This is a genomic window from Amycolatopsis sp. CA-211722, assembly GCF_056828465.1.
Genome location: NZ_CP184752.1, coordinates 3,551,232 through 3,566,392, shown reverse-complemented (window position 1 = coordinate 3,566,392; position 15,161 = coordinate 3,551,232). Strand labels below are relative to the sequence as shown.

Here is a 15,161-nt window from a genome sequence, read left to right as displayed (position 1 = left end):
GACCGGTTGCGGGGAACCGGCCGTGGGCACCTGTCCGGGTCAGGACTGGGGGATGGAATCCAGCAGTTTCAGTGCGGCTTTCGCCTGCGCCTGCGCGAACTCGGCGACGGCCTTGGCGTACGGGCCGTCGGCGGCCTTGGTGGCGGCCTTGGCCTCGTCGAGCTGCTGGGTGTAGCTCGCGCGGGCCGACTCGAGCAGGGCCGAGCGCTGCTTGACCGTCAGCGAACCGGCGTGCACGAGACGCAGGATCAGCGGGCTGCGGAGGTGGTCAGGACCGGCTTCGGAGGTCAGCCACGTCTTGAACGCCTTCTTGCCCGCCGCGGTGATGAGGTACTGCTGGCTCGACCGCGGGCCCTGCTTGCCGAGGCGGACGAGGCCTTCCTTCGACAAGGCGGGGAGCTCCCGGTACACCTGGCTGCGGGTCACGCTGAAGAAGGCGCCGAAACGCTCACCCGCCCCCGCGACCAGTTGCCCGCCCGTGGCGGGACCGTCGTGGAGCAGACCGAGCAGTGCGGCGGCTGTTGCATTCAATTCGGACACGTCCTCTACGGTCCCACTTTTCGGAACCTGTGTCCACTGTGGTCAACACATCTGTCCATTGTGGCTAGTGATATGCGCTCATTCGGCCCAACGCGCTACGCCTGTCCACAATGGACCGGCACGCTACGCGACGACGCCTGCCACGGACAGCCGTACCCGTCCCCCGCCCCGACCAGCGACAGGGAGTGATCGGCCCGCGAACCACGGAAACCCGGAAACGAAGAAGCGCGGATCTGCGATTTCCGCAGATCCGCGCTTCGTTTTCTTCAGTAGCGGGGACAGGATTTGAACCTGCGACCTCTGGGTTATGAGCCCAGCGAGCTACCGAGCTGCTCCACCCCGCGTCGTTGTGTGTCATTAGATTACACGGGGGCGAAACCGGGTTTCAGGTGGGTACCCCTAACGTCCCAGCGGGCCGTTGACCAGCCTTTATGACCCGACTTTGTCATCCAGCCAGCCGAAGACGCCATTGAGCACCATGGTCAGCCCGTCGGCGAACCTGCCCTCGATGTCCTCATCGAACACCCAGGCCGTGGGCGTGACGTCGTAGCGCGGGTCCCGTTCGCCCGGAACCGGGTAAACGGCCTGCTCCTCAATGGTGAAACCGACGACATAGCTGTAGACGGTGAACAACGCCCGCCCGGCCAGGTGCGGCTCAAGTCCCGCGTCGACGCGCGCTTGAAACGGATTGTCACCGAGAAGACTGTCATCGGTCATGAAAGTCCCAGCGAAGACCTTCGCCCCGTCACGGTAAGCAAGCATCATCCGGCGCAAACCCTGTGACGCCAGCTCGAGAGCCTCCCGCTCCCCCGTTCCTTCGGGAACACGGCCCGGCATCGCGTCCGCGTACATCCGCGTCGCCATCTCGTCGAGCAGCTCCTGCTTGTTCTTCATGTGCCAGTACAGCGCGGGCGCCTTGACGCCGAGTTCCTGCGCGATCAGGCGGAGCGTCAGCCCGTTGAGCCCGACGTCATTGAGCAGCCGAAGCCCGGCGCGGACGATGTCCTGCCTGGTCAGACCCACTTTCATACCTCGTCCCCATGGAAGCGCCTTGACAATTTAACGATGTTAAGGGCACGCTGGCCGCAGGTCAATTTAACGTCGTTAAGGAGTGGTATGAACAACCTGGGGACGGACGTGGTCGTGGCCGGAGCGGGGCCGACGGGACTGATGCTGGCCCACGAACTCGCGCTCGCCGGCGTCGATGTCGTGGTCCTGGAACGACATCACGAGCGCACGGGACTGTCGAAGGCGCTGAACCTGCAGCCGCGGACCGCTGAAATGCTGGAGCTACGCGGACTTCTGGACGGCGCCGAGGCGCGTTCGTTCGCGACGGTGCAGGACGGGCATTTCGCGATGATCCCCATCGGCTACGACGGCTGGGACACTCGATTTCCTTTCCAGCTGGGGATTCCGCAGGAAGAGGTCGAGGCGTACCTCGAGGAACGGCTTGCCACACAAGGAACAAAGGTGGTCCGCGGCGCCGAAGTAATCGATTTCGTGCAGGACAAGGACTTTGTCTCTGTTCGGTACCGAACAGACAGTGGCGAGAACCGGCTGCACGCGAAGTTCCTCGTCGGCTGCGACGGCGCTCGAAGCGTTGTACGAAAACGACTGGACGTGGACTTTCCCGGCGTGGACGGTGAAGGACACGGGGTGGTCGCCGACGTCCTGTTCGACAAAATCCCCGCCGGTGCGCAAAAACAGTGGCGAACGATGCGGAACGTCGGCGAGCCGACCGGGGCGACCACGTTCAAAGGCCTGATTCCACTGGGAGAACCTGGTCTCTACCGCTTCATCTACGGTGATCGGGCTTCGCGCCCCATGGACATCCGGTCCGCCATCTCGCACGACGAAGTCCGGCAGGCCCTGCTGGACTCGTACGGTGAGACGGCGACGGTGTCGGAAATCCGCTGGGCGTCACAGTTCTCCGACGCGGCGCGACAGGCGGAGCGCTACCGCGTCGGGCGGGTACTGCTGGCGGGCGATGCCGCGCACATCCATTTCCCGGCAGGCGGCCAGGGGTTGAACCTGGGTGTGCAGGACGCCATGAACCTGGGATGGAAGCTCGCCGCGACCGTGCGCGGCTGGGCCGGTGACGACCTGCTCGACACCTACGAGGCCGAGCGGCACCCCGTCGGCGCTCAGGTGCTGCACAACGTCGCCGCTCAGCTGGGGCTGACTCCGCGGTCGCACGAGTCTCGCGCGCTCCGCGCCCTCTTCGGCGAGCTTGCGGAGCTGCCTGAGGTGAGCCGGTACCTGTCGGGCATGGTTTCCGGCCTCGGCATCCGCTACCCGACGCACGGCACGTCGCATCCCGCGCTCGGCTCGCGGCTCACCGACCAGGACGTCACGACGGAGGCCGGCCCGCTGCGTCCCAGCACGCTCTTCCGCGAAGGCGGCTTCGTGCTCCTGACGACCACTCACGCCCACGTCGATGCCGCTCGCGCTCACGCTCGTACGCCCCGTCTGACCACCCAGCTGGTCACAACGCTGCCGTGGCCTTCGACGGATGCCGTCCTGTACCGCCCCGATGGCTATGCCTGCTGGGTCGCCCCCACGCGGTAGCAAAGGTCCCCCGCTCCCCCGGCGATAGCAAAGGTCCCTTGCTCCCCCCGCCACCTCGGGCACCCCCCAGTACCGACTACTCCGGGGGTCCAGGGGGCGGAGCTCTCCTGGCGGGGGTCCGGGGGTTCGACCCCCGGGACAAATGCGAAAGAGGCCCGTGTCTGCGTTTTCCGCAGACACGGGCCTCCTACCTCTGTAGCGGGGACAGGATTTGAACCTGCGACCTCTGGGTTATGAGCCCAGCGAGCTACCGAGCTGCTCCACCCCGCGTCGTGACACCTACCTTACGCCTGCGTTTCGAGCAGGCGCAAAGCAGGTGCCCTTTAGGTAAGCGACGTCACCCTCCAGGCTGGCCGGAGGTCGGGGGCGCACCGGACGCCGGCGGGGTCGCCTTGGCCGACTCGTAGGCCTTGGAGGCGGCTTCGAGTGCGGCCAGGGCGGCACCCTGGTCGGCGTAGTTCCCGGATTGCTGGGCGGCGCGGAACTTGACCCAGGCGTCGTGCATGTCGCCCGCGGCCTTGTCGAGTGCCGGGTTACCGCTGGCGGGCGGCTGCGGCGTCGTCGTCCCCGGTGGCGGAGGCGTCGTGGGCCCGGGGGTGCCGCCGGTCTGCGGTGGTGTGACCCCGGAGCCCGTGCCCGCGCCGAAGACCTGGTCGAGCGCTTCGTTCAGCGTCGGCGCGAATCCGATCTTGGTGCCGTAGGAGACCAGGACCCGGGCCAGCTGCGGATAGCTCAGCTGGTTCCGTTGCCGGATGTAGACCGGTTCCACGTAGAGGAAGCCGTTGGCGACGGGCAGCGTGATCAGGTTCCCGTAGGTGACGGTGACGTTCGGGTTGTTGAACAGTGTCCGGTCCTGTGCGACCCGTGGGTCACTTTGGAATCTGTTCTGGACCTGGACGGGACCGTCCACCTGGGTGGCCCCGCTGGCACCTGTCGGCAGTCTGAGGACGCGCATCTTCCCGTAGTCCTCGGGATCCGAGGACACCGACATCCAGGCCGCCAGATACTGCCGTTGGAGACCGGTCAGCGAACTGGTGAGCTGGAACCGCGACTTGGTGTCGCCCGGCGCGGTGGCCAGGACGTAGTAGCCGGGCTGGTTGGCGATCCCGGAGGCGGACGCGTTCACGCCGCCCTCCTGCGTCGGATCCTGCGGGACGCTCCAGAAGGCCTGCTGGGCGTAGAACTCCGCGGGGTTGTTCACGTGGTACTTCGACAGCAGTTCCCGCTGCACCTTGAAGAGGTCTTCGGGGTAGCGGAAGTGCGACCGCAGGTCCGGCGAGATCTCACTGCTCGGCTTGACCAGCCCCGGGAAGACCTGCTTCCAGGCGTTGAGCACCGGCTCGTTGTCCTCGACGCCGTACAGGGTCACAGTGCCGTCGAACGCGTCGACGGTGGCCTTGACCGAGTTGCGGATGTAGTTGATCGAGGAGTTCGCCTGACGGGTGGTGCCGCTGAGCGAGTCGTTGGTCGCCTGGCCGAGCTGGGTCTGCTGGGCGTACGGGAAGTTGTTCATCGTCGTGTAGCCGTCGACGATCCACTTGATCTTGCCGTCGACGACCGCCGGGTACGGGTCGCCGTCCAGCGTCAGCCACGGAGCGATCTTGGCGACCCGGTCCCGCGGTTCGCGGTTGAACATGATCTTCGATCCGTCGCCGATGGCGTCGGAGAAGAGGATGTTGCGCTCTCCGTACTCGGCGGCGAAAACGAGGCGGTTGAACCAGTTGTCGATCGGCACGCCGCCGGAACCCTTGTAGATGTAGGCGCGGTCGACGGCGGTGTCGTACTCGCCGGGCGCCTGCCCGGCCTTGCCGCCGACGATCGCGTACGCGGCGTCGGTCGCGAGCTCGCCGTAGTAGATCCGGGGCTCGTCCACCTTGATGCCCGGCTTGCTCGGGTCGGTCGACCCGGCGCCCGCCGGGTTCTGCGTGTCGCTGGTGGTGGCGATCGGGTAGCCGCCGTCGGAGTTGGCGTCCTTCAGCGCGCGGTCGATGGTGTTGGCCGGCGCGGCGACGAACCCGTTTCCGTGCGTGTAGACGAGGTGCTTGTTGATCCAGTTCGTCTGGTTGCCGGTGAGGCCTTCGGTCTTGATCTCCTTGGCCGCGACGATGTAGTCCTGCGTGACCCCGTTGAGGGTGTAGCGGTCGATGTCCAGCTTGGACGGGAAGCCGTAGAAGTTCTCACGGCCGACGCGCTGGGTGAAGGTGTCGCTGAGGATGTTCGGGTCGAGGAGCCGGATGTTCGGGACGGTCCCCTTGTCCGCCTTGATCTCCGCGGAGGTCGCCTCGGACTTGCCGGTGTAGTCCTTGTACTCGACGTCGGTCAGGCCGAACGCCTGACGGGTCGCGTCGATGTTGCGCTGGATCGACGCCGACTCTTTTTCGTTCGCGTTGGGTTTCACGGAGAACTGGTCGAGCACCGCGGGCCACGCGACGCCGATGAGCACGTTCGAGAGGATCAGCAGCACCAGCGCGATCGCGGGCAGCTGCAGATTGCGCAGGAACGCACCGGCGAAGAACGCGACGGCACAGATCACCGAGATACACAGCAGGATCAGCTTGGCGGGCAGGACCGCGTTCAGGTCGGTGTACGTCGCACCGATGAACAGCGGATAGGCACGATCCGACAACAGCAGGTTGTAGCGATCGAAGAAGTACTCGACCGCCTTCAGCAGCACGAAGATGCCGATGGTGATGGCGAGCTGGGCGCGGGTCGGGCCGGCGAGCTGGCCGCCCTTACCCGCGAGCCGGATGCCGCCGAAGATGTAGTGCGAGATCAGCGCGCCGAAGAACGCGATGACGACCGAGATGAACAGCCAGCCCAGGAGCCAGTTGTAGAACGGCAGGTCGAAGGCGTAAAAGCCGACGTCGTTGCCGAACTCGGGATCGGTCTGTCCGAACCGCGTGCCGTTCAGGAACAGCTGCACGACCTGCCAGTCGCTCTGCGCGGACGCGCCGGCGATGAGCCCGGTGAGCACCGGGATGCCGATGCCGAACAGGCGGATCCGGCCGACGATCGCCGACCGGTAGCGCGCGAGCGGGTCGTCGTTGCCGGAAATCGGCACGAAGACGGGCCGGGACCGGTACGCGATCATCAAGCTGACCGCGAGCGAGCCTCCCACCAGAAGCCCTACGGCGAAGAACAAGACGACACGGGTGATCAACACCGTGCTGAACACCGTCCGGGCGCCGACCTCGCCGAACCACAACCAGTCGACGTAGGTGTCCAGCAGTCTCGCGCCCAGCAGGAGGGCCAGAATGACTACGGCGGCGATGATGAGCAGTATCCGGCTGCGCCGGGACAGCTTCGGCAGGCTCACGGGGGGCCTAGTGGCCACTGCACACGCTCCTGGTTTGGTGAACTTTTCGCGGGGGCGCGCGTACCGCGTGCGGCCCCTGATGCTCTAACTCTACGGATGCCGTCAGAAGTTCCCGGAACCCGCCCAAACCGGACTCGGAGGGCCGCTGCCCGGACCGCCTGGAACGATGTGCCAATGGCACCGAGTGAGCAGCAGGGCGTGGCCGGGCTGGCCCGCGAAGTCGAGGAGTTCGTCGCTTCGGGAGGCTGGGACCAGCCCCCGCAGTTGTTCGCGCTGGTCCCGACCGCGGCTCTGCTGGACGAGCAGCCCGAACTGGCCGGTCAGCTCGACGCGTCGGCTCCGCTGACGCCGGTCGCTCAGGAGGCCCTGCCCGACGGTGACCTGGGTGAAGCGCTGGCGCAGATCGCGTGGCCCGATCTGGTGCTGGGCTGCGCACTCGCGCAGGAGATCATCGTGCTGCCGCCGGACGCCGAAGCCGAGCTTCCCGTCGTGCCCGAGACCGACGCCGAACGCCTGCGTCAAGCGGCCGCCGACCACCCGCGCCGGACGGAAGCCCGCCTCGTCGCGGCCGTGCTGCGCGATGGTGCCGGAGCGTGCGTCATGCGGCTTCGTGGTGCCGGGCAGTCGTCCGAACCCGGTGACGTCCCCGTCGACGAGATCATCGAGAACCCGGAGCTGGCGCCCAACCTTCTGGAAGCCCTGAAGGCCACCTTGCTGCCCTGACCTGCAGAAAGAGAGCAAGGGACCTTTGCTACCGCCTGCCCAGCCACGCGGCGAGTGATAGCAAAGGTCCCTTGCTCTTTTCAAGCAGACCCATGAGGCGGTAGCAAAGGTCCCTTGCTCCCCCGAGGGTCAGCAGGAGGCGGTCGGCCTACCCGCCTTGAGGTTGTCGAGCTGCGTGATCGCCTCGTCCAGGGTGGACACCTTGATCAGGTTCAGGCCCTCGGGCGCGGACGTCTTCGCCTCGGCGCAGTTGTGCGCGGGCACGAGGAAGTCGGTGGCGCCGGCCTCGCGAGCACCGACCACCTTGAACGAGATGCCGCCGATCGCGCCGACGTCACCCTTCTCGGAGATCTCGCCCGTCCCGGCGATATGCCTGCCACCGGCGAGGTCGCCGGGCTCCATCTTGTCGACGATCGCGAGCGCGAACATCAGGCCCGCCGACGGGCCGCCGACGTCCTGTAGCGAGATCTTCACGTCGAAGGGAACGTCAGCACGGTCCACCGCGGTCAGGCCCATGAAGCCTTCCGGCCCATCGGGCCGCTGCGCGAGCGTGAGCGGCACGGTGCGTTCGGCCTGCCCGTCGGATTTGAAGGTGATCTGGACGGTCTGCCCGGGCTTCGTCCCGTTCAGCGCGGCCCGCACCTCGGTCGCCTCGGTGACCGTCTTCCCGTTGACCACCAGGAGCCGGTCGCCGGGGGCGAGCACCTTGTCCGCCGGACTGCCGGAGACGATCGTCTTCGCGAGCACCTTCACCGGGAACTTGCGGCGCAACGCGGCGACCTGGGCGGCGGTCTGCGAGTCCTGCAGCTGCTGGATGTTCTCCTGCCGGACCTGTTCGTTGGTTTCGCCCGGCTTGAAATATTCCTCTCGCGGCGCCAGCGCGTACCGGCCGCTCGCCCAGAGCCCGAGCGCGTTGAACAGCGTGATGCCACCGTCGCGCAAGGAGACCGTCGTCATCCGCAACTCGCCGGAGGTCTGGAAGACCTCGTGCCCGTTGACCTGGATCACTGACTGCCCGGCGGCGTCCTTGCCGAGAGTGTCGTAGGTCGGCCCGGGGCTGATCGCCACATACGGCACGGGGATGAAGAACCCGACCAGCGCGAAGACGACGAACAGCACGCCGCTGACCAGCAGCGTCCAGCCGCGCCGGGTCAGCCGCCGTTCGGAGCGGTCCTGGTCACCCGCGGAACCCGCACGGCTCCGCGCTCCTGTGGTCTCCTCCGAGGGCTCTGTCACGCGTGACAGCGTACGGTGACCGTGTTCGCTTCTCGGTGAAGGCCACGCTCATCACTCCACTTGACGAGCTGTGAATCCCAGGACCCGCGTACGGTGGTGCCATGAGCAAACCCCCGTTCGGCTTCGGACCGCCCGATCCCGACAAACGAGGCGAGAACGAGCCGTCGGACTCCGGCGGCCAGCCCTCCGGCGCCGAGGCCTTCAATCAGCTCGGTCAGATGCTCAGCCAGCTGGGCCAGATGCTCAGCCAGGCCGGCAGCTCGACCGGGCCGGTCAACTATGACCTGGCGAAACAGATTGCGTTGCAGAACCTCAGCAGCAGCGGAAGCGCCGACGTCCAGCTCGGCTTCTCGTCGTCCAGCGGAGGCGACTCGAGCACGGCCGTCCGTGACGCCGCCCATCTGGCGGAGCTGTGGCTCGATGCCGCGACGATCCTGCCCGCCGGAGCCACGACCACGGTCGCCTGGTCCGCGCGTAACTGGGTCGAGAAGACCCTGCCCACCTGGCAGCGCCTCTGCGACCCCGTCGCCCAGCAGGTCTCGGGCGCGTGGGTCCAAGCCCTGCCCGAGGAGGCCAAACAGGCCGCCGGCCCGCTTCTCTCGATGATGGGGCAGATGGGCGGGATGGCCTTCGGCTCCCAGCTCGGTAACGCTCTGGCTCAGTTGGCTTCCGAAGTGCTCACCTCCTCCGAGGTCGGCCTCCCGCTCGGCCCCGCGGCCACCTCCGCGCTACTGCCGGCGAACATCGAGAAGTTCACCGAGGGCCTGGAGTTGCCGACCAGTGAGGTGCTGGTCTTCATCGCCGCACGCGAGGCCGCCCACCAGCGGCTGTTCGCCCACGTCCCGTGGCTGCGGCAGCGGCTCCTGGCCACCGTCGAGGAGTTCGCGAGCGGCATCTCCGTCGACACGTCGGCGCTGGAACAGCTCGCGGGCCAGATCGACCCGTCGAACCCGGCCAGCATCGAAGAGGCCATGTCGTCCGGCCTGCTCGAACCGCAGACCTCGCCCGAGCAGAAGGCGGCGCTGAACCGCCTGGAGACGCTGCTCGCGCTGGTCGAGGGGTGGGTCGACGTCGTGGTCGCCGAGGCCATCGGCGACCGGCTTCCGGGCGCGGACGCGCTCCGGGAGACGCTGCGCCGCCGCCGGGCAACGGGTGGCCCCGCCGAGCAGACCTTCGCCACCTTGGTCGGGCTGGAGCTCCGGCCCAGGCGGATGCGGGCCGCTTCCTCGCTGTGGAAGCTTGTCGGCGACCAGCACGGCATCGAGAAGCGGGACGGACTCTGGTCCCACCCCGACCTGATGCCGACCGCCGACGACCTCGACGAACCGCTCGACTTCTCCGAACGTCTCGGCGATGGCGAGTCGACGCTCGAAGGCATCGACCCGATCGCCGAGATCGAACGCACCGAGCGTGAGAAAAACAAGCCCACGGGCGACGAAGAACAGAACTGAGGCACGTCAGTCCTCCGCCGCGATGCCCCATCCGGCGGCGGAGGACAGGCCCTCCAGGTAGCCGATGGCGCGTTCGGTCTTGGGATAGCGGCGAACGAGCTCCCAGAACGCCGCGTTGTGCCCTGGCTCCTTCAAATGCGCGAGTTCGTGCACGAGGACGTAGTCCAGCACCCATCCCGGCACCCGGCGCAGGCGATCACTGACCCTGATCGTCGCGTCGACCGGCGTGCAGGACGCCCACCTCGTCCTCATCGGCGGTACCCAGCGAACGCTCGCGGGTATCGCCTTCCCATCCAGATACTTCGCCGAGAGCACGGCGCAGCGTGCCAGCAGCGCCTCGTCCGACGCCTTGGGCGGCGCGGCCTGCCTCGGGCCCTTGCGCAGCAGCTTGCGCTGCATCTCGGCAACCCAGTGCTTCTCCTCCGCCCGGGTCATCCGGGCAGGGATCAGCACGACGAGGGTGTCCTCGTCCCAGTACGCGGTGACGGTCCGGTGGCGGCGTTGGCTACGCCGTACCTCGACCTTGTGTTCGGGAGTGTCCGACGGATTCGTCGTGTCCCGGCCCCTCAACGAGGGCGTCCGTGCTTCGACCACTCGACCACGGTAAGGCCAGTCACCGACAACTCCGAGAGTCGAAAGGTCACAGCCTCCAGTTGTCCACAACGGGGCCAACCTGTGGATAACTAGCGTTTTTCCGAGCGGGCAAGCGGTCGGTGAGTGCGATCCTGCGATCATGAACCTTCGCGAACCGGATCTTCGCTCGATCATCCTTCCCGCCTTCCCCACCCTGCTTCCGGGGCTGGATGTGCTGGAACGGGGAAACGGCGAGATCCAGATCGGCCTCGACCCCGCACACGCCGTGGTGATCGCCGGTGTCGCCACCGAGGTGGCCGAAGCCCTCCGCGGACTGGACGGGAAACAGGCCACGGACGACATCGTGCTCGCGCAGAGCGAACACGACGAACAGCTGCGAGACCTGATGACGGACCTGACGGCCCGGGGGCTCGTGACCGAGGCCGGCCAGTCCGACCGGCACCCGAGACCGAGAGCCGAGACAGGGCTTTGGTCGCTTCGCGCCCGTCACCATCAAACGGCCATGACGGCCCGCCGCAAGCGCACCGCGGTGGCGATCCACGGCGACGGCAGACTCGCGGTGGCCATCGCCGTCCTGCTCGCCAACGGCGGAGTCGGGCACATCGACGTCCGGGCTTCCGGCACGGTTCTCGAAGCCGACCTGGGGTCGGGCTACACCGAAGCCGAAGTCGGCTTGCCGCGCCGCGACGCGATGGCCCAGGTCGTGCGCCGCACCAGGGCGAGCACCGTGACAACTCGGCTCTACTCGGACCGCCGGCCGGAACTCGCCCTGCTCACCGACGCCGTGGTGCCCGCTCCCGAGGTGGTCGACGAACTCGTCCGCGACGGGATCAACCACCTGCCGGTCCGCGTCCGGGACGGGGTCGGGATCGTGGGACCTTTGGTGGTGCCCGGCCGCAGCAGCTGCCTGCGCTGCGCCGACCTGCACCGGGCCGGCCGCGACGATTCCTGGCCGAGGGTGGCGAGCCAGCTCGTCGGCCGGGTGCAGCAAGCCGATCTCGGCTCCGTTCAGGCCTGCGCCGCGCTCGCCGCCGCACAAGCGCTCAGGCTCCTGTCGCCGAGCGATCAGGCGCCGCCCGCGTGGAACGCCACGCTGGAGATCGACTTCTTCGACGGCAAGATCCGTCATCGCGACTGGCCGCCGCACACCGGCTGCGGATGCGGCGCTCGTTGATACGGCGAGCGACGTAGCCCACACGCACACCCTCAACAGGCTGCGCGGGCGCAGTGAATCAAGGCAGAATCGCGAAGGTGACCGACTCCCGCAACGCCGAGGACCGTGAAGCCGCCATCCCCCGCAACGGGGCCGCGCGAACGGCGAAGCTGGCCAGTATCCCGCTGGGTATAGCGGGGCGAGCGGTCGGCGGCTGGGGTAGGCGGTTGACCGGGCAAAGCGCTGAGGAGGTCAACGCGACGCTGTCGGCCAAGGCGGCGGAGCAGCTCTTCGAGGTCCTCGGCACTCTCAAGGGCGGCGCGATGAAGTTCGGCCAAGCGCTGAGCGTCTTCGAGGCCGCGGTGCCGGACGAGATGGCGAAGCCCTATCGCGAGGCCCTGACGAAGCTTCAGGCCGCCGCGCCCCCCATGCCCACCAGACAGACCCATCGGGTCCTCGCCGAGCAGCTGGGGCGCACCTGGCAGCAGCGGTTCGCGGCCTTCGACGACGAGCCCGCCGCCTCCGCGAGCATCGGTCAGGTCCACCGCGCGACCTGGCACGACGGCCGCGAGGTCGCGGTCAAGGTGCAATATCCCGGAGCCGACGACGCCTTGCGGAGCGACCTCCGGCAGCTCCAGCGTTTCAGCAGGTTGTTCCAGGCGTTCGTACCGGGGACCGAGGTGAAGCCGCTCCTGGCGGAACTCGCCGACCGGATGAACGAAGAGCTCGACTACCAGGCCGAAGCGCAGAACCAGCGAGCTTTCGTCAAGGCGTTCGAAGGCGTCCCCGGGTTCCTGATCCCCCGCGTGGTCGCCAGCGCGCCGAAGGTCGTCGTCACCGAGTGGGCCACCGGAACCCCGCTGTCGAAGATCATCGCCGGCGGTGACAAGGAGACACGAGACCGCGCCGGACGCCTGCTCACCGAATTCCACTATTCGTCGCCGGAACGAGCTCGGCTCCTGCATTCGGATCCGCATCCCGGCAACTTCATGCTGACCGCCGACGGCAGGTTGTGCGTCATCGACTTCGGAGGCGTGTCGCGGCTGCCCGAGGGGATCCCGCAGCACCTCGGCGAGATGACCAGACTGGCGCTCGACGGTGAGTCCGCGAAACTGATGCGGCTGCTCAGGGAGTCCGGCTTCATCCGGGGCGACGCGGATCTGCGGGCCGACGACGTGCTCGCGTACCTGGCACCGTTCACCGAACCGCTGGCAGGCGACACGTTCCACTTCACCCGCCGCTGGATGCAGCGGCAGGCGGGCCGGGTCGGCGACACCCGTGGCCGGGACTTCCGGATCGGCCGTTCCCTCAACCTGCCGCCCGAGTACCTGATGATCCACCGGGTGACCGCCGGATCCACCGGCATCCTCTGTCAGCTCGACGCCGAGATCCCCGCCCGGGCGATCGTCGAACGGTGGCAGCCGGGCTTCGCGGCCTGAGAAGTTATCCACAGGGAACGGGGCGACTGAGCCGAAAACGGGTCCGTCCCGGCGAGTTGTCCACAAGTTGGCGGAAGTGGTTCCACCCGGTCGGCGCAACGTCCATCCTCGGATCATGACCACTACACGAAGCGCCCGACTCATGGCGCTCAGTAACACCAGCGAATCCGGGATCATCACCAGTCGCGAGCTGCGGCAGGCGGGCGTCACCGCGCGCTATGCCGCGAAGCTGTGCGGCCCGGGCGGCCCTTGGCGAAGGCTGATGCCCGGCGTCATCCTGTTGCGCGACTCCGCGCCCACCCGGCTTCAGCTGCTGCAAGCCGCTGTCGCGCGGTTCGGGCCGGAGGTCGTGGTGACAGGCACCGACGCGCTACGCGCACGAGGTGTCGACTGCCCGCTGACACGGGAGGTCCACCTGCTCGTCCCCGATTATCGGCGCTTGCCGGCGGAACCGGGCATGCTGCCGCGAAGAACCACGCGGATGCCGTCGCCGACCATGATCGACGGCGTCCCGTTCGCCCCGCCGGCCCGGGCGGCGCTCGATCTTGCCCGGCTGGAGCTCGACCCCACACGGATCGACGAGCTGATCTCGCTGCCGCTCTATTGGGGGCTGTGCACGCTCGACGAACTCAGCGAGGAGCTCGATTCCGGCAACCGGCGAGGTTCCGCGCGGTACGAGCGGCTCTGCGACGCGTCGATCCCGAAGAGACGTACGCGCACGGGCTGGCGAAGAAGGTCCTCAGCGGCTGCCCTCTGCCTTCTCCGTCGTGGAACACGACGCTCTGTGACAGACGAGGGCGCCCCATCGGTACCGCCGACGCCTGGTGGGACGACATCGGCATGGCGTGGCAATTCCGGGCCCCGAAACAGGGCACAGCCAATTTCCACCCGTTGGCGCTGACCGCGACCGGGACCGTACTGGTCCGCTGCACGATCGACCAGCTGAAGAAGGTCCCGCTGGAAGTCGCGGAAGAGCTCGTCAGGGCGTTCGCCGAAGCGACGCGGACGCCGAGGCCGAAGGTCCGCACGATCGGCCGGATCGACGCCGCCTGAGGGTTCACCAATACTCGTCCGGCAGCTTTCCTTCGATGTCACGGGTATGGCGGCGAGCGCAGGCGGGGCACATCCAGCGCACAGCGTTCTTCTCGCGGGTGGAAGCCCAGGCGAGTGTCTGCGCGGGCTTCTCGTCGCCACCGCGGATCCGGCCGCACAACGAGCAAGTGACCTGCTCACTCACGATCGCCGTCCACAATGGATGGTCTTCGCCCCTTGCAGGAAGAGATCCCGGCGAGCGCCAAGGAAGGCCGGGTTCGCCGGATCCACCAGTGCGGCCGCGGTCTCGTGGTCGTCATCGCCGAGGCGATCGCCCGCGACCTCGTTCAGCCAGGTCACGCGTTCGATGACGAACTCGGGCAGCAGTTCCGGGCCCGGCGCCGGGTGGTGGATGAGCACCCCGAAGGAATCGACGTCGACGAGGCCGGCTCGCTGCAGCGCGATGTTCCAGCCGTAGGGCATGGAAACCGAGCCGGGGATTCCTGCCCTCATCTCGGCGAACCATTCGCCGCGCGCGGCGAGCAGCCTCTCCTCGAGTCCGGGGCGGCCGATGCCGAGATCCCAGGGGAGGCAGTTGAAGTCCAGGCCGCCCTCCGAGATGGCGACCAGCCCGCCGGGGCGGGCGAGCCGGGCGAGGGTGTCGATGGCCGCCTGCTGATCGGGCAGGTGGTGGACCACGCGGGAAGCCCAGACAAGATCGGCGGCGGGGAGCTTGCCGGGCAACCCTTCGTCGGCTACGTCGGCGTGGACCGTCTCGACGACGGCCCTGTCCCCAGCGGCCGCGCTCACGGCTCGGTGCGCTTCGGCGAGCAGATGTTCGGTCGCGTCGACCAGCACGATCCTGGCGCCGGCAGCGGCGAGCTCCTCGGCGAAGAGCACACTCATCCCACCTGCGCCGCAGCCGACGTCGAGGATGGTCGGCCCGTCCGGCATCGTCTCCAGCAGCCGCCGAGCCGCCGCCCGCATCGGCTCGGCGTCAAGTGCCTCGGCCATGCGAAGCGAGCGAAGCCGATCAGACCAGTCGATGTCGTCATGCGTGTGTACGGCCATTCCTCCAGTGAACACCACGCCGAGCCGCACCACGCCCG

At 67.8% G+C, this 15,161-nt stretch carries 14 protein-coding genes and 2 tRNA genes; 7 read left to right on the top strand and 9 right to left on the bottom strand.

Annotated features, from left to right (window positions below; genetic code table 11):
* Window positions 1-39: 39 nt before the first annotated feature.
* The 3 genes from ACOCEP_RS17555 to ACOCEP_RS17545 all read right to left on the bottom strand — a co-directional run bounded on the left by ACOCEP_RS17555 (window position 40) and on the right by ACOCEP_RS17545 (window position 1,563).
* The gene (locus ACOCEP_RS17555; RefSeq protein ID WP_034322153.1) at window positions 40-540 is read right to left on the bottom strand and encodes a PadR family transcriptional regulator; all 501 of its coding nucleotides are present in this window, start codon (window positions 538-540) and stop codon (window positions 40-42) included.
* A 270-nt stretch (window positions 541-810) separates the two neighbouring features.
* Window positions 811-884 (bottom strand) — tRNA-Met (locus ACOCEP_RS17550).
* Between the two features lie 85 nt (window positions 885-969).
* Entirely contained in the window at window positions 970-1,563 is a 594-nt protein-coding gene (locus ACOCEP_RS17545) for a TetR family transcriptional regulator (protein WP_482339754.1), read from the bottom strand.
* A gap of 93 nt (window positions 1,564-1,656) precedes the next feature.
* On the opposite strand from ACOCEP_RS17545, the gene ACOCEP_RS17540 reads away from it, so the two are divergent.
* Window positions 1,657-3,108 (top strand): FAD-dependent monooxygenase, encoded by a 1,452-nt coding sequence (locus ACOCEP_RS17540; RefSeq protein WP_482339753.1) that lies wholly within the window; start codon window positions 1,657-1,659, stop codon window positions 3,106-3,108.
* A 196-nt stretch (window positions 3,109-3,304) separates the two neighbouring features.
* On the opposite strand, the gene ACOCEP_RS17535 is transcribed toward ACOCEP_RS17540, so the two are convergent.
* Window positions 3,305-3,378 (bottom strand) — tRNA-Met (locus tag ACOCEP_RS17535).
* Between the two features lie 67 nt (window positions 3,379-3,445).
* A complete protein-coding gene (locus tag ACOCEP_RS17530; RefSeq protein WP_482338463.1) occupies window positions 3,446-6,442 on the bottom strand; it encodes a UPF0182 family protein in 2,997 nt (998 codons plus the stop codon).
* A gap of 156 nt (window positions 6,443-6,598) precedes the next feature.
* Between ACOCEP_RS17530 and ACOCEP_RS17525 the strand changes: the two genes are divergently transcribed.
* Window positions 6,599-7,147 (top strand): PPA1309 family protein, encoded by a 549-nt coding sequence (locus tag ACOCEP_RS17525; RefSeq protein ID WP_482338461.1) that lies wholly within the window; start codon window positions 6,599-6,601, stop codon window positions 7,145-7,147.
* Between the two features lie 129 nt (window positions 7,148-7,276).
* On the opposite strand, the gene ACOCEP_RS17520 is transcribed toward ACOCEP_RS17525, so the two are convergent.
* Window positions 7,277-8,281, bottom strand: coding sequence for a YlbL family protein (locus ACOCEP_RS17520; RefSeq protein WP_482339752.1), 1,005 nt, complete (start codon window positions 8,279-8,281; stop codon window positions 7,277-7,279).
* Window positions 8,282-8,484: 203 nt separating this feature from the next.
* Between ACOCEP_RS17520 and ACOCEP_RS17515 the strand changes: the two genes are divergently transcribed.
* Window positions 8,485-9,834, top strand: coding sequence for a zinc-dependent metalloprotease (locus ACOCEP_RS17515; RefSeq protein ID WP_482338460.1), 1,350 nt, complete (start codon window positions 8,485-8,487; stop codon window positions 9,832-9,834).
* Window positions 9,835-9,840: 6 nt separating this feature from the next.
* Here the strand turns inward: ACOCEP_RS17515 and ACOCEP_RS17510 are convergent, their stop codons facing one another.
* Window positions 9,841-10,404: a M48 metallopeptidase family protein gene (locus ACOCEP_RS17510; RefSeq protein WP_016331633.1), complete on the bottom strand. Its 564-nt coding sequence runs from the start codon at window positions 10,402-10,404 to the stop codon at window positions 9,841-9,843.
* A gap of 163 nt (window positions 10,405-10,567) precedes the next feature.
* Here ACOCEP_RS17510 and ACOCEP_RS17505 point away from each other — a divergent pair, with 163 nt between their 5' ends.
* From ACOCEP_RS17505 to ACOCEP_RS17490, 4 genes are all read left to right on the top strand, one after another.
* Window positions 10,568-11,602, top strand: a complete 1,035-nt coding sequence (locus ACOCEP_RS17505) for a hypothetical protein (protein WP_482338458.1) — start codon at window positions 10,568-10,570, stop codon at window positions 11,600-11,602.
* Window positions 11,603-11,679: 77 nt separating this feature from the next.
* Window positions 11,680-13,020 carry an ABC1 kinase family protein gene (locus ACOCEP_RS17500; protein ID WP_482338457.1) on the top strand — a complete coding sequence of 447 codons (1,341 nt, stop codon included), beginning with the start codon at window positions 11,680-11,682 and terminating at the stop codon, window positions 13,018-13,020.
* A gap of 115 nt (window positions 13,021-13,135) precedes the next feature.
* Window positions 13,136-13,921 (top strand): hypothetical protein, encoded by a 786-nt coding sequence (locus ACOCEP_RS17495; protein WP_482338455.1) that lies wholly within the window; start codon window positions 13,136-13,138, stop codon window positions 13,919-13,921.
* Window positions 13,912-14,073 carry a hypothetical protein gene (locus tag ACOCEP_RS17490; RefSeq protein ID WP_482338453.1) on the top strand — a complete coding sequence of 54 codons (162 nt, stop codon included), beginning with the start codon at window positions 13,912-13,914 and terminating at the stop codon, window positions 14,071-14,073. The genes ACOCEP_RS17495 and ACOCEP_RS17490 overlap by 10 nt, the downstream gene beginning before the upstream one ends.
* Before the next feature lie 4 nt (window positions 14,074-14,077).
* On the opposite strand, the gene ACOCEP_RS17485 is transcribed toward ACOCEP_RS17490, so the two are convergent.
* Window positions 14,078-14,260 (bottom strand): hypothetical protein, encoded by a 183-nt coding sequence (locus ACOCEP_RS17485; protein ID WP_482339751.1) that lies wholly within the window; start codon window positions 14,258-14,260, stop codon window positions 14,078-14,080.
* Window positions 14,254-15,123, bottom strand: a complete 870-nt coding sequence (locus ACOCEP_RS17480; RefSeq protein WP_482338452.1) for a class I SAM-dependent methyltransferase — start codon at window positions 15,121-15,123, stop codon at window positions 14,254-14,256. The genes ACOCEP_RS17485 and ACOCEP_RS17480 overlap by 7 nt, the downstream gene beginning before the upstream one ends.
* Window positions 15,124-15,161 lie beyond the last annotated feature (38 nt).